At 42.3% G+C, this 13749-nt stretch carries 13 protein-coding genes, 5 tRNA genes and 1 pseudogene; 4 read left to right on the forward strand and 15 right to left on the reverse strand.

Annotation, left to right across the window (positions count from 1 at the left end):
• Positions 1-205: pseudogene (locus tag JU57_RS04150) on the reverse strand (restriction endonuclease subunit S); the annotation flags it as partial.
• 548 nt (positions 206-753) lie between these two features.
• Here JU57_RS04150 and JU57_RS04155 point away from each other — a divergent pair.
• On the forward strand, positions 754-1020 hold the full coding sequence (locus tag JU57_RS04155; protein ID WP_037957382.1) for a hypothetical protein: 267 nt from the start codon (positions 754-756) through the stop codon (positions 1018-1020).
• Positions 1021-1189: 169 nt separating this feature from the next.
• On the opposite strand, the gene JU57_RS13995 is transcribed toward JU57_RS04155, so the two are convergent.
• The 14 genes from JU57_RS13995 to tig all read right to left on the reverse strand — a co-directional run bounded on the left by JU57_RS13995 (position 1190) and on the right by tig (position 10329).
• A complete protein-coding gene (locus JU57_RS13995; protein ID WP_294875805.1) occupies positions 1190-1351 on the reverse strand; it encodes a hypothetical protein in 162 nt (53 codons plus the stop codon).
• 590 nt (positions 1352-1941) lie between these two features.
• Positions 1942-2026 (reverse strand) — tRNA-Leu (locus tag JU57_RS04160).
• Positions 2027-2073: 47 nt separating this feature from the next.
• Positions 2074-2150: transfer RNA gene (locus JU57_RS04165), tRNA-Arg, on the reverse strand.
• A 16-nt stretch (positions 2151-2166) separates the two neighbouring features.
• Positions 2167-2243: transfer RNA gene (locus tag JU57_RS04170), tRNA-Arg, on the reverse strand.
• A gap of 18 nt (positions 2244-2261) precedes the next feature.
• Positions 2262-2338: transfer RNA gene (locus JU57_RS04175), tRNA-His, on the reverse strand.
• Positions 2339-2356: 18 nt separating this feature from the next.
• Positions 2357-2434, reverse strand: a tRNA-Pro gene (locus JU57_RS04180).
• A gap of 78 nt (positions 2435-2512) precedes the next feature.
• A complete protein-coding gene (locus JU57_RS04185; RefSeq protein ID WP_037957384.1) occupies positions 2513-3304 on the reverse strand; it encodes a thiazole synthase in 792 nt (263 codons plus the stop codon).
• Positions 3288-3884 (reverse strand): phosphoribosylglycinamide formyltransferase, encoded by a 597-nt coding sequence (purN, locus tag JU57_RS04190; protein WP_037957385.1) that lies wholly within the window; start codon positions 3882-3884, stop codon positions 3288-3290. Before purN ends, JU57_RS04185 begins: the two co-directional genes overlap by 17 nt.
• Complete coding sequence (locus JU57_RS04195; protein WP_037957388.1) at positions 3875-5272, reverse strand: bifunctional ADP-dependent NAD(P)H-hydrate dehydratase/NAD(P)H-hydrate epimerase; 1398 nt, start codon at positions 5270-5272, stop codon at positions 3875-3877. The genes purN and JU57_RS04195 overlap by 10 nt, the downstream gene beginning before the upstream one ends.
• A gap of 9 nt (positions 5273-5281) precedes the next feature.
• Entirely contained in the window at positions 5282-6817 is a 1536-nt protein-coding gene (locus JU57_RS04200) for a YifB family Mg chelatase-like AAA ATPase (protein WP_037957390.1), read from the reverse strand.
• Between the two features lie 2 nt (positions 6818-6819).
• Positions 6820-7335 carry a peptide deformylase gene (gene def / locus JU57_RS04205; RefSeq protein WP_037957392.1) on the reverse strand — a complete coding sequence of 172 codons (516 nt, stop codon included), beginning with the start codon at positions 7333-7335 and terminating at the stop codon, positions 6820-6822.
• Positions 7332-8423: a diguanylate cyclase gene (locus tag JU57_RS04210; RefSeq protein ID WP_037957394.1), complete on the reverse strand. Its 1092-nt coding sequence runs from the start codon at positions 8421-8423 to the stop codon at positions 7332-7334. The genes def and JU57_RS04210 overlap by 4 nt, the downstream gene beginning before the upstream one ends.
• Before the next feature lie 17 nt (positions 8424-8440).
• Positions 8441-9031 (reverse strand): ATP-dependent Clp endopeptidase proteolytic subunit ClpP, encoded by a 591-nt coding sequence (clpP, locus tag JU57_RS04215; protein WP_037957396.1) that lies wholly within the window; start codon positions 9029-9031, stop codon positions 8441-8443.
• On the reverse strand, positions 9031-10329 hold the full coding sequence (gene tig, locus JU57_RS04220) for a trigger factor (protein ID WP_037957397.1): 1299 nt from the start codon (positions 10327-10329) through the stop codon (positions 9031-9033). Before tig ends, clpP begins: the two co-directional genes overlap by 1 nt.
• Positions 10330-10457: 128 nt before the next feature.
• Between tig and folE the strand changes: the two genes are divergently transcribed.
• The 3 genes from folE (at position 10458) to JU57_RS04235 (ending at position 13620) form a co-directional block, all read left to right on the forward strand.
• Complete coding sequence (gene folE, locus JU57_RS04225) at positions 10458-11033, forward strand: GTP cyclohydrolase I FolE (protein WP_037957398.1); 576 nt, start codon at positions 10458-10460, stop codon at positions 11031-11033.
• Positions 11033-12337: a flagellar protein export ATPase FliI gene (fliI, locus tag JU57_RS04230; RefSeq protein ID WP_037957399.1), complete on the forward strand. Its 1305-nt coding sequence runs from the start codon at positions 11033-11035 to the stop codon at positions 12335-12337. The genes folE and fliI overlap by 1 nt, the downstream gene beginning before the upstream one ends.
• A gap of 92 nt (positions 12338-12429) precedes the next feature.
• Positions 12430-13620 (forward strand): NifS family cysteine desulfurase, encoded by a 1191-nt coding sequence (locus JU57_RS04235; protein WP_037957401.1) that lies wholly within the window; start codon positions 12430-12432, stop codon positions 13618-13620.
• The last annotated feature ends 129 nt before the right edge of the window (positions 13621-13749 follow it).

The following is a 13749-nucleotide window of genomic DNA, read 5'->3' on the forward strand; positions in this document are numbered from 1 at the left end:
GTTTTTCAGGGTCGACTATATAGTTTTTATGTAACTCTTCATTGGCTATAAATTCATCAAGTTCAGAGTGAATTAATACTCCTGTCGATGAGAAGGATTTTAACGTAACTGTTTTGTATGTAAAATAGAGATTATCATGGATATCCCCTTTTTTGCGAGCAAGAGGTAGTCCAATCCTGATATATGCAAGGTTCTCCAGTTTCATCGATTCTCCAAAAAAGTTTTACAACAAAATAATACATTATAAAGTAAAATTTGTCAAAATAAATGTTTTATTTTTATGATAATACATTGACATATTAATTTTTTATCTGTAAAATTCTAAACAGGATGAACTTGATACAGAAAAATCTTCAATAATTGAGGCAATTGAAGATTAACATTGAGAAGCCTTAGACTGGAAAAGGCAACATAAAGAGATATCGAGTCAAAACTTAAAACCATCCAATGTTCTTTAAGTTATTGGCAAGTATTGATAACGTTATCAAACTGAATCAAAATTGTATTGATTTAGAAACACATAAGCAACTAGAGATCTTGCAAATCTCTAACTATGCTTTACCGTAAAGTTTTCAAAGTACAACAACCTATTTTAAGCGTTCGTATGTGCCTTTGATGCTTTGTACGTTTTGCAACTAAATCCTATAAGACGTACGATAAAGAAAAGACTACAAGAGAGTTTGTAGCACATTTCTACTGAAGTGTACGAACTGTACTTCGATTTAGTACAGCAATATCAAAAAAAGATTTATTGTGAGTCTTTTGCGTGATCAAGCCATTAAGCTCGTTGGAGAATTATACCAATTCTTTGACAAACCTAAAATATCTGTTATTTCAACTAAAAAGTTACTTACAGAAAGTGAACTTGCTTTGTATTTCAGACGTGGTAAAACCTGGACGTCAGGACTCAGAACAAAAGGAGTGCTTATGGAAAAAAAACACTATCATTACATTGATGGCTTGATTATGTACGATCGTGAAGAAATAGAAAAAGCAATTATTTCGAATTCTTTACGATAATTATTTCAAATTCATCCGAATGCCTCATCTGAAGTAACTCTTCTTTTTACTTATAATTCCGGAGTAAGTAGGGAAGGGAGACTGCATGAAGGGCTGAGAAGCAACCAAAAAATTTGGGCATACTTCTCCGCTCTTGATGTTATAAATTTTCAGATTTTAGTCCAAAATGCTATAATTCCATCGTTTCGATCGGTCGGTCGTTTCGCCTCTTCGCCTTTTCACGCTCATGCGAGAGCACATTATCAACTGTCGGTTGTGCTGTACAGTTTGTTCCTTGTCCAATATGTGAGAGTTTTGGATTTAGGTCAATGTGAGAAGGTGATGAGTGCATAGTATCATCCACAGCGCCACTATCTGCGTGTAGTCGATTCCTCTTTTTGTTTCCATGTGAGAACCAGCCGCAACTGTATCAATTTCTACTCTTTATTCAATATAGGAGGTACTCATTATGTTTTTAACTATGATATTGCACATAAATGATATATCTACTTCACCAGACGCTTGATAATACGCCTATCAATTTTTAACAGTAAAATTCGATTGAGTGTGGAACAGGTACCAAGTGCCCCAGTTGAATTACTCAACGGGAAGCCAGAAATGACTTCCTTCACTTGGGTGTGAAAAAACACTTGGTACCCCGTTGAATAATTTAAACAGAGGTAATCATAGTTTAAAAAGATAGGAATGTTAATAAAGGGTTTTTCAGCTTGCAATACACTTCATGTGTGATGAAAAAATATCATTTTGTTTCATTCGATTTCAAATGTATTGTCAAAACGCTAATAGACTGAAGTTAAAAAATTAGTAATAAAAATTTATTAGAGGATAAGATTTATACTTGTAGTAAAAAAGTAGTAAAAAGGTGCTTGAAGTGATTTCTTAAAAAGAGAGAAAAAGTTTTTGAAAGTCCTAAAATAGGGATGGTGCGGATAAAGAGACTCGAACTCCCATGCCTCTCGGCACCAGATCCTAAGTCTGGCGTGTCTACCAATTTCACCATATCCGCACACAACAGTAGTAAATTTTGCGAAGCTGAAGCTCCGTCTTAAAAGGTGGTACGCCCTACACGATTCGAACGTGTGACCTACGCCTTAGAAGGGCGTTGCTCTATCCAGCTGAGCTAAGAGCGCATCTTCTCGGTTTAGGTGGTGCGCTCGAAAGGAGTCGAACCTACAACCTACGGATCCGAAGTCCGTTGCTCTATCCAATTGAGCTACGAGCGCATAAACCGCTCTAAACAATGGGGTGAGTGATGGGGATCGAACCCACGACCCTCAGAACCACAACCTGATGCTCTAACCGACTGAGCTACACCCACCATCATTTTAATATGACATGGTCGGGGCGAAAGGATTCGAACCTTCGACCCCCTGGTCCCAAACCAGGTGCGCTGACCAGACTGCGCTACGCCCCGACATTTAAAAAAACCTAAGATGGTCTTTTTAAGGCTGAAATTCTAGCCAAAATCCAGCCTTTTGTCAAGGAAAAGTTTTTAGCCTTTGTGAGAAAACTCGATCAGCCCCTCCGTCGGTGAGCTCGCCGTTGCAAAAGGCTTCTTCGCGATGCGTCCAGCGAGGAAGCTTGCACGCCCTGCCAATACAGCGTATTTCATCGCTTCTGCCATCAAAATAGGGTTTTTTGCCTGTGCAATCGCTGTATTTGTCAGAACACCATCGGCACCTATTTCCATCGCAATTGCCGCGTCACTCGCACATCCGATGCCTGCATCGACGATCACAGGAATGTTAACGGCTTCTTTGATGAACAGAACATTGTAACGGTTTTGAATGCCTAGCCCACTGCCAATAGGGGATGCCAAAGGCATAACAGCGGCACTTCCTGCGTTTTCCAAGCGTTTTGCCATGATCGGATCGTCATTGGTGTAGGTCATGATGGTAAAGCCATCTCGTGCTAACACTTCGCATGCTTTAAGCGTTTCCATAACATCGGGGTAAAGCGTTTTAGCCGTATCTCCGATAACTTCGAGTTTGATCAGATCAAGCCCTGTTGCTTCTCGAACCATGCGAAAAAGAGTAATAGCATCTTCTGCGGTGGTACATCCAGCAGAGTTTGGAAGCAGTTTGATGTCTGTGCCCTTGAAATAATCCATAAGGTTTTCTTCATTAGGATTGGTAATGTTAACACGACGCACAGCGACTGTGATGAGTTTTGAGCCACTTGCGAGCGTTGCGTCTTTGGTCGTTTGAAAATCGGGGTATTTACCGCTTCCGACGATCAAACGGCTTGCAAATTCGATATTGCCTACTTTAAGAATGTCGTTCATTTGAGTTCCTATTGAGTAAATTTTTAACGGTTTCGGGAAGGAGTTCATGCTCCAGTGCGTGGATTTTAGCTTCAAAATCTTCAAAACTCATGCCCTCGTGTTTCTCAAAACAGCGTTGTGCGATGATTTCACCGCCATCGAGCTCTTCGCTGACGTAGTGAACACTGATGCCAGCAACTTTCATCGGCGAATCAAAGCTCTCTTTTATAGCATTGCCTCCCTTAAAAAGCGGAAGGAGCGAGGGGTGTAAATTGATTGCTTTAATCTGTTGTGTAAAATAAGGAGTGAGAAAACGCATAAAGCCAGCCAATACAGTAAGCTCTGCGCCACTTTGGATAATAGCTTTTACAAGGGCTTTATCAAAGGCCTCGCGGCTTGAATAGAGCGTATGATCGATGATGAGAGGTTCTATGCCGTAACTGCGTGATTTTTCGATTCCTGCTGCGTTGGGGCGATTGCAGATGGTAGTTGCAACTTCGATTTGACAGTGTTCAAATACTTGGTTGTGAAGTGAGGCGAGCAATTTTTCCAAATTACTGCCCTCTCCACTGAATAAAATAGCAATTTTCTTTATAACCATTTAAGACCTTTACAAATATCCATTGGGGTGAGCGCAAAATTGTTACATGTAAACGTGCGTGAGACGAGGGCATGTGCTAAAGAGGCACTGATCGCCGCGTCTTTTGGGGTGTAGCCTTGGGCGAGGAGGGCTCCTATCATACCCGCTAAAACATCGCCACTGCCCCCTTTGGCAAGAGACGGCGTGCCATACGTGTTGATGAAAAGCTCTCCCTTGTGCGCGATGATGGTGTTCGCACCTTTGAGCACGAGTACGACATGAGGAAAAGCGAGACTAAAGCGTTTGGCGTGTTTAAAGCGGTTTTGCTGAATCATCTCCACGCTGATTTTCTCTTTACATGTAAGCTCTAAAATCGCGCTAAATTCTTTGGGATGGGGTGTTAAAACGACGGGTTTTTGGGATGCGATGATCTCCGTGATAAGCGGATGACGGGATAATGACGCATCAATCACCAGTGGCAGTGTGTTGGAGAGCAAAAGTGTTTTCAATGCTGTTTCATCAAAAGGCATTTCGAGTCCCATCCCTGCGACGATGACATTGGCATTTTTAGGCAGTTTTTCGCTGCTCATGAGATAAATGGGCAATTTTTTTGGCTTTTCTCCTAGGAGTGTTACCAGACCTGCGCCAAAATGAAATGCGCCCATGCCAGCAAGTCGCGCTGCACCCTCTTTGGAGCCTTGCACAATCGCGACGTGTCCAAACGTGCCCTTATTTGTGTTTTTCTTGATGCGAATCGGCAGTTTGAGATCGCTTTTGCGAAGCAAAAAGTTGGTGCTAGGTGTTTCGTACTGATTTCGTGCGATGCCCAGATTGGCAACTTTGATAGTGCCTATGGCATCTTTAACCGTGTCATTGAGAAGTGCGAGCTTCAAAGCGCCCATCGTCACCGTTTCATTCGCTTGGAAAATGACTGAATTCAGCGTTAAATCACTGAGAATTCCACTGGGAATGTCGCAGGCGATTTTATAGCCTTGCTTTGCATTGAGCGTTTCGAGTAGTTTACATGTAAAGCTATCTAAGGCGCGGTTGAGTCCTGCGCCAAAGAGAGCATCGACGTAAATATCGGCATCGATAAGCTCATTGACCATGGGAACACCCACTTTTTGGGCGCGTTCGAGTTGTAATTTTGCAAGTTCTGATTTGAGCTCAAAAGGAAGATAGACACTTACATTATACGCGCCATGAAGTAACCGTGCGGCGACAATGCCATCCGCTCCGTTGTTTCCCATGCCACAGACAAAGAGCGCACTCTTTTTACATGTAAGCTTTTTTTTCACGGCGCGAGCAAGTGCAAATCCTGCATGTTCCATTAAAATTTCTGGGGTTAAGCCAAAGGTTGTGTAACAACGCTCATCGAGTGTTTGGGTCTCTTCATAGACGTACTGCATTGGTTTCTCCTAACGCTTACGGAAGCTCAAAGCTTCTAAAAGATGCTCTTGCAAGATCAACTCACTCTGCGCCAAATCGGCGATGGAACGCGCAATACGAAGCACTTTGTGAATGCTGCGCTGGCTTAGCCCCAAGCGATTTTGTGCCATCTCTAAACTCTCAGCGGCTTTTGCTTCGAGGGTGCAAAAACGCATCGTGCTGTGCTCGTCCAGTTTGCCATTGAGCTCCTGTTGCCCTCGACTTTTTTGCATGATAAATGCTTTTAATACCTGATCAAACATCTGAGCCGAACTTAGACCATGCTCTTTAGAACTCTCTTCGCTCATCTGAATGTACAGATCGATTCTGTCCATAATGGGCTCGGAGATGCGGTTTTTATAGCGATTGATCTCGACTTCAGAACAACGACACTCATGTGTTTGGCTAAAAAGGTTACCGCAGGGGCAAGGATTTTGCGCGGCAGCAAAGAGAAATTTGGTCGCGTAACTTACTTTGGTATTGACCCGAGAGATGAGCACGCGATGATCTTCTAGAGGCTCTCTGAGGCTCTCCAAAACGGTTTTGGAAAAGTTGGGAAATTCATCAAAAAACAAAATGCCATTGTGCGCGAGCGCGATTTCACCTGCGCGACTTTGCGAACTGCCACCCCCAAAAATGGACGGACGAGAGGAGGTGTGATGGGGCGATCTAAAAGGGCGCAAGGGGCTTAGCGCCACGTCCTCTTCTTGGAGCGATTGATAGGCGTTTGACTCTAAAATTTCTTCGATGCTTTGAGGGGGTAAAATGTAGCGAAGGCGTTTGATGCTCATACTTTTGCCACATCCCGGACTTCCTTCCATCAACAGGTTGTGCATACCCGCTGCAGCGATCGTCATCGCCCGTTTGGCACGGTGTTGTCCTAAAACATCGCTAAAATCAAGCGGAAATTGCGTGCTGTAAAAGTAGCGTTTGTTCTCAATATCCAGGACATTTTCACAAAAATTTTGCTCACGTGGTGCTGCTTCGTTATTGAAGCGTTTTTCTTTAAAAAAGAGTAGGGCATCATGCAGCGTCTCAACACCAAATGCCTCGATATTGGGGATTTGGTGCACTTTGGCGAGAAGCTCGCTGGGAACCAAAACGCGAAGGTTAGGTGTGTGCGAAGCTAAGGAAAGGATAATCGGAAACATAGAGTTGGTTTTCTTGATTTTGCCATCCAGTCCTAGTTCGCCAAAGATGAAAAAATCTTTACATGTAAAGCGCTCTTTTTGGATGGCAATAAGCAACGCCGTGACCAAATCAAAGTGGCTTCCCTCTTTTTTGAGATCGGAAGGGGAGAGATTGATCGTAATTTTTTGGGAGGGAAACTGAAAATCGATGCTCGAAAGGGCTGATTTTACGCGCTCACGTGACTCTTGGATGGAGACATCCGTCAGTCCCACAATATTAAATCCTGGAAGGGCTCGCACTAACGTTGACTCAACATCAACCTCATACGCTTTATTGCCAAATAGCGTGGCGCACTTTGCATGTTTGACCTTGGAGAGTGCAACAGCTTCTTCCACGATTATTTACCTGCTTTTTGCTTTTTTTTCCACTCTTTGTCAAATTTTTTACGTTTTAAATAAGAGAGTTTTTCGATAAAAAGGCGACCTTTAAGGTGATCCATCTCGTGCTGTACGGCAATTGCCATCAGATCGGTAAACTCTTCTTCACAGCGGTTACCATCACGATCACAGTAGGCAACCTTAATATGCGCGGCACGCTCGATCTCATCGTAATACCCAGGTACGCTTAAACAGCCCTCTTGGTAAATGGTCAAACCGTCTTTTTCAAGAATGACAGGATTGATCATTTCATAAAGATTTTCGACGGTTTGGTACCCTTCTTCATCGACAAGATTGATGATGAGAACATTGAGAGGTACACCCACTTGAATTGCCGCAAGCCCAATACCCTCTTTGGCAACCATTGTTTCGTACATATCGTGTAAAAGCGTGTGCAAATGCACATCAAAATGCGTCACCTCTTTAGAGGTCTCTCTTAAAAGCTTATTGGGATAAACGAGAATCTCTCTAATCATAGCTCCTCGCTTGGAAGGGAAGGCGTACACACAATATACGGAACATACTTTTTACCTGTGTGTGGAAGTTCTTCAAGGGTTGCTGCAATGAACTCCTCGGAATTATGTTCGGTATCAAGCGCAACGATGGAAAGTTCGATGTCGGTTTCAACTTCACCGGTTCCCACAAAAAAGCTGGTTTGGTACACCAGTTCACTGATACGATCGCACGCTTTTTTAGCGCTCGTAATATCGGTATGTTTGAGAATCATCGCAAAAATACCATCCCCAAAATGCGCCACAATATCGCTTCTACGAGATGTTTTTAGAAGCAATTTAGCAATGTTACGCACAACGGTGTCTTTGTCTTTTTTATTGACAATTTTCTCTAGCGTATCTTCTTTAACGCGCGCCAATACCAAAGAGCTCGAATGCGCATAATTTTTAATGAGTTTGATCTCATCTTGGAGCGATTTAAGCAGGTATCTGCGATTGTAAACCCCATACTTCACATCGAAAATAGATTGGTTATCGACCTCTTGTAGAATCGTTGTTGTTTTTTGATAATAATCTTTTAAAAGATCAATTTGCTTGGTGGTCAGCGCAAACATTTTATTAAGATCTTCGCTTAGCGTTGAGATGATATTTTGAATCGAAAGTGGGTTAGAGTTGGTCTCTAACTGCGTTGAGCGTTTTTTAATAATCTCTTGCATGACATTCAGGTTGCGATACACCGTAGAAACCACTTGCATAATGTTTTTGATCTGCGCAAAACCCTCTTTAACTTCGCGCTCAATACGGGCATGATTTTCATCATTGTTGGTGTTTTCGAGATCTAAAAAATCATTAATGCGTTTTTTGAAAGCAGTTGGTTTGCTCTCTAGAAGTTTGTCAAAATAGATCTGAAAATTGGTAGGGGTGGGAGGGATATTCTCATCCCCCAACACCTTAAGGACCAACGCGGCAAATTTTTCAAGTTCAACATTGGAAGCTTGAGGAACAATAGGCTCTTTAGGAATCGGCAGGGGTGGTGCTTGCTCAATCGTATCATCCTTGACATCGATATTATAAACACCCGTTTTCCCTTTTTCTTTATTAAAACGAACCATTGTTTGCCCTCTTTATGTTATTTAAAACTTTTGTCTAATACTTTATCAATTAAACCGTATTCACTGGACTCTTCAGCACTCATGAAAAAGTCTCTCTCGGTATCTTTAATGATTTTAGGGAGCTTTTGTGAACAATTTTTTGCCAAAATTTCATTGAGTACTTGCTTCATACGTAAAATCTCTTTGGCTTGAATTTCAATGTCAGTCGCTTGCCCTTGAGCGCCACCTAAGGGTTGGTGAATCATAATGCGCGCATTTGGCAGTGCATAACGTTTCCCTTTAGCCCCAGAACTGAGTAAAAATGCTCCCATCGATGCTGCTTGACCGATACAAATGGTGCTGATGTCCGGTCTGACATAATTCATCGTATCATAGATGCTAAAACCACTGGTAATAACGCCACCTGGAGAGTTAATGTAAAGATAGATGTCCTTTTCAGGATCTTCCGCTTCAAGGAAGAGGAGTTGCGCTACGATTGAAGAAGCAACAACATCATTAATCTCACCGCTGAGCATAATGATACGATCTTTTAAAAGACGAGAGTAGATGTCATAGCTTCTCTCACCACGACCCGTTTTTTCGATAACGACAGGAACATAATAACTCATTATTGACCTTTAGTAAAAAGCTTTGTGAAGAGTCTCTCTTCAATGATAGACATTTTAATCGCTGGAAGAACCCCTTGTTTCTCATAGTATTCTAGGTATTCTTTTGGATTTGCACCTTGTTGCATGGCTTCAAAGTAGATCATTTGAAGAACTTCTTGGTCGCTGACATTAATCCCTTCTTGTTTGGCTAATTCGTCAACAATGAAGGTAAGTTTAACACTTTTTTCAGACTCTGCTCTAAATTCTTCTCGTTTCTCTTTGATTTTCTCAGGATTGCCTGCATACTCTTTGATTTCGTCTTCGCTGAGTTTACCAAACACACCACGCATTTGAAGATCAATCTCTTGGTCAACAATGTTTTCTGGTAAATCAAGCGCAAGTTTCTCTAAGATATTTTCAACAAATTTAGGTTTGACTTCATCATTGAAAAGTTTTGCGAGTTTTTCATTGCGGATTTCGGTCTCAATTTGCTCTTCAAGGATAGCTAACGTTGGAGCTTCTACACCTGGAAGTAATTTTTTGATCATCTCTTCACTTGGTGTTTCAGGAACGTCTTTAACTTTAATCTCTTTTATGGTGACTTTAAAGACCGTTGGTTTACCTGCAAGGTCTTTGTTTCCGTAGGTCTCTGGGAATGTTACTTCAATATCTTTGCTTTTGCTACTGACTTTGAGCCCGATAATGCCATCTTCAAAACCAGGGATGAATGATCCACTTCCGATTTCAAGGGTATATCCTTCTGCTTTGCCACCTTCAAACGCTACGCCATCGATAAAGCCTTCAAAATCAAGCACAACAAAGTCGCCTGATTTAACCGCGCGTTTTTCTTCAACCGTTTTAAGCTCAGCAACCAATGCTAACGTTTTTTCAAGTCTCTCAGAGATCTCTTTTTTAGTTACTTTGGGCGTTTTGTATTCAGGTACGCACTCTTTGTAGCCTTCAACGACCACCGTTGGTTTAAATGAAAGTTTCATTACAAGCTCTAAACCACCCTCTTTTTCTTCAAATTTTGAGAAACTTGGCTCTCCGACAACAAGGTCTGCTTTCACATCAAGATCAGCCAAGGCTTTGGTGTAAAGTTCTCTGAGAACTTCGGTTTGTGCGTCTTCTTTAAGTTGTTTGCCGTAACGTGCTTTAACGATGTGTGCAGGAACCTTCCCTTTTCTAAAACCATCCACTTTCATATTGGAAGCAGCAGATGCAATGAGCTTCTCTTCTTTTTTTTGTAAAAGTGCAGGTGAAATAGTCGCTTCAACTGCAGCATTAGCACTATTAGTACGGTTAACTTTAATTTGCATAAAATCCCTTTTCGATATAAAATTTTGCTCAAATATACCAAAAAATTGCTTTTAAGTCGCTTTTTATCCATTAAAAAGCAAAAAGCAGATAAAATAACTCGTCTTAATTTTAACAGAAGTGAATCACTATGCAACGAAGAGAAGAGTTCGAACAAGCCGTGAAAACGATGCTGGAAATTATCGGTGAAAATACCGAGCGTGAAGGGCTTTTAAAGACGCCAGAGCGTGTGTTTAAAGCGTATGAATATATGACGCAAGGCTATGCCCAAAGTCCCAATGAAGTTCTTGGCGAAGCACTTTTTAATAGCGACAATAACCAAATGGTACTGATTAAAGATATAGAATTTTATTCGATGTGTGAACATCACCTTTTACCGATTATTGGACGTGCGCATGTTGCCTACATTCCCAATGGAAAAGTCGTTGGACTCTCTAAAATTCCTCGCATGGTGGATATTTTTGCACGTCGTCTTCAAATTCAAGAACAACTGACCGAACAGATTGCTAAAGCCATCGATGATGTCATCGCGCCTAAAGGTGTCGGTGTTGTTATCCAAGCGCGTCATATGTGCATGGAGATGCGAGGGGTTGAAAAAACACACTCCAACACCACTACATCAGCACTTCGAGGACTCTTTCTCAAGGCCGATACGCGAAAAGAGTTTTTTGACATCATCAACGCACCGCAGGCAAATCGCTACTAATGCCACTCGAACGCCTCAAAAAACAACTTAACGGTAAAAGCCTCTCTCCCATGTTTGGCACTATCACCAAAATCAGCTCCACAACCATTGAGGCATGTGGGCTCAGACCCAGTATTGGTGATATTGTCAAAATCGTCTCTTTAGATGGTCATAAAAGTGAGCTTGGCATGATCACCGAAGTCGATCGCAACTCCTTTTTTATCTCTCCTTTTGGCTTTATCGAAGGGTTTAAAACAGGCGATAAAGTGTTTATCAGCGAGCAGGGTATGATGATTCCTGTGGGCGAAGAGTTACTTGGTCGCGTGGTTGATCCGTTTATTCGTCCCAAGGACGGCAAAGGAACAATAGGTGCAAGTTCACAAGCACCGATCATGAAAGCGCCACTTGATCCGATGAAAAGAGGGCTCATTAATGAGCCATTTCGTGTAGGCGTCAAGACCATTGATGGACTTTTAACCTGTGGAAAAGGTCAGAAAATGGGCATTTTTGCAGGAAGTGGTGTGGGTAAATCGACTCTGATGGGTATGATCGTTAAAGGGGCAGAAGCTTCCATTAAAGTCGTCGCACTCATTGGGGAGCGTGGACGTGAGGTGCCTGAGTTTATTGAAAAAAACTTAGGTGGTAATCTTGAAAATACCGTGATCGTGGTTGCGACCAGCGATGATTCGCCTTTGATGCGAAAGTATGGTGCCTTTTCAGCGATGAGCATTGCTGAGTACTTTAAAGACCAAGGACGCGATGTTCTGTTTATGATGGATTCCGTCACACGTTTTGCGATGGCACAACGTGAAATTGGTCTGGCTTTGGGTGAGCCACCCACCTCAAAAGGCTATCCACCTTCTGTTTTGGCTCTTTTGCCTCAACTGATGGAGCGAGCCGGAAAAGAAGAGGGCAAAGGCTCGATTACAGCGTTCTTTACGGTATTGGTTGAAGGGGATGATCTAAGCGATCCGATTGCCGATCAGTCTCGAAGTATCTTAGATGGTCACATTGTGCTCAGTCGTGAGCTTACCGATTATGGTATTTATCCGCCGATTAGCATTCAAAACAGTGCTTCAAGGGTTATGGGCGATGTCATTGATGGGGATCATAAAAAAGCGGCGATGCGTTTTAAACGACTCAATTCCATTTTGAAAGAGAACGAAGTTCTCATCCGCATCGGTGCATACGAAAAAGGCAACGATAAAGAGCTCGATATAGCGATCCATAAAAAAGAGAAAATGAATGGCTTTTTACAGCAAGCGCCCGAAGAGGTTTTTGAATTTGACGCAACCATTGCTGAGTTAAAACAGATTATTGCCTAAATTTCTTTAGTATTTTTTAATATAGAAAGTAATAGTATTCAAAAATTAATTAGGATAAACTTTATCCTATATAGAAATGGAGAGTGAAGCCAATGAGAGTCTATTTAGATAATAACGCGACAACCATCGTTGACCCTAAAGTGTTTGCAGAGATGGTTCCTTATTTTTGCCAAATGTATGGCAATCCAAATTCGTTGCATGAGTTTGGCAGTGAGAGCCATCCCGCACTTCGCAAAGCGATGGATCAACTTTATGCTGGCATTAACGCAAGCGATGAAGATGACATTGTCATTACCTCCTGTGCCACCGAGAGCAATAACTGGGTGATCAAAAGTATTTATCATGACTACATTTTAAATGGTGACAAAGATCACATCATCACCAGTGAAGTGGAACATCCTGCTGTTGGGGCTTCGTGTAAATTTTTAGAAAGCCTTGGCGTTAAGGTGACGTATCTTCCTGTCAATACCGATGGTGTCATCAGCGTGGAAGATCTTAAAAACGCTATCACTGACACCACCGCACTTGTCTCCATTATGTGGGCAAACAACGAAACAGGTATGATTTTCCCGATTGAAGAGATCGGTGCGATCTGCAAAGAGCGAGGCGTACTTTTCCATACGGACGCCGTTCAAGCGGTCGGTAAAATTCCTGTCGATGTCAAAAAAGTCAATGTCGATTTTCTCAGTTTCTCAGCACATAAATTCCACGGACCTAAAGGGATTGGTGGGCTTTATATCCGCAATGGACAACCTTTATCCCCTTTCTTCCATGGTGGAGAGCACATGGGTGGACGTCGTAGTGGTACCCTAAATGTTCCTAGTATCGTTGGTATGGGAAAAGCAATGGAACTGGCGGTTGAAGCACTTGATTTTGAAAAAAACAATGTCAGACGCCTACGTGACAAACTGGAAGATGCTCTTTTGCAAATTCCTGAAATGATGGTTGTGGGTACCAAAGAACAGAGAGTTCCCAATACTATTTTAATCAGTGTTAAAGGCATTGAAGGCGAAGCGATGCTGTGGGATTTGAACCAAAATGGTATCGGTGCGAGTACCGGAAGTGCGTGTGCTAGTGAAGCCCTTGAATCAAACCCTGTTATGGAAGCCATTGGCGCGGAAGCCGATTTGGCGCACACCGCACTTCGCCTTTCCCTTTCACGGTTTACCACTGAAGCAGAGATTGATTTTGCGATTGATGTGATTCAAAAAGCAGTTGTGAGACTTCGTGCCATTTCAAGCACGTATGCGTACGCGCCAGAATGGCACGTTAGTAAGCTATAAGCGAGTTCTTTCAGAACGCTAGACACGCTTTTAAAGCAAAGCTTCAAAAGCTACGTTAACACTGGGTTCTCTTTAGCAGAGAGCCCGCGCACCTTTGGTGCTTTTATGTTTACATGTAAAGATTATAAA

It is taken from the genome of Sulfurospirillum sp. SCADC, assembly GCF_000743525.1.
Lineage (GTDB): Bacteria > Campylobacterota > Campylobacteria > Campylobacterales > Sulfurospirillaceae > Sulfurospirillum.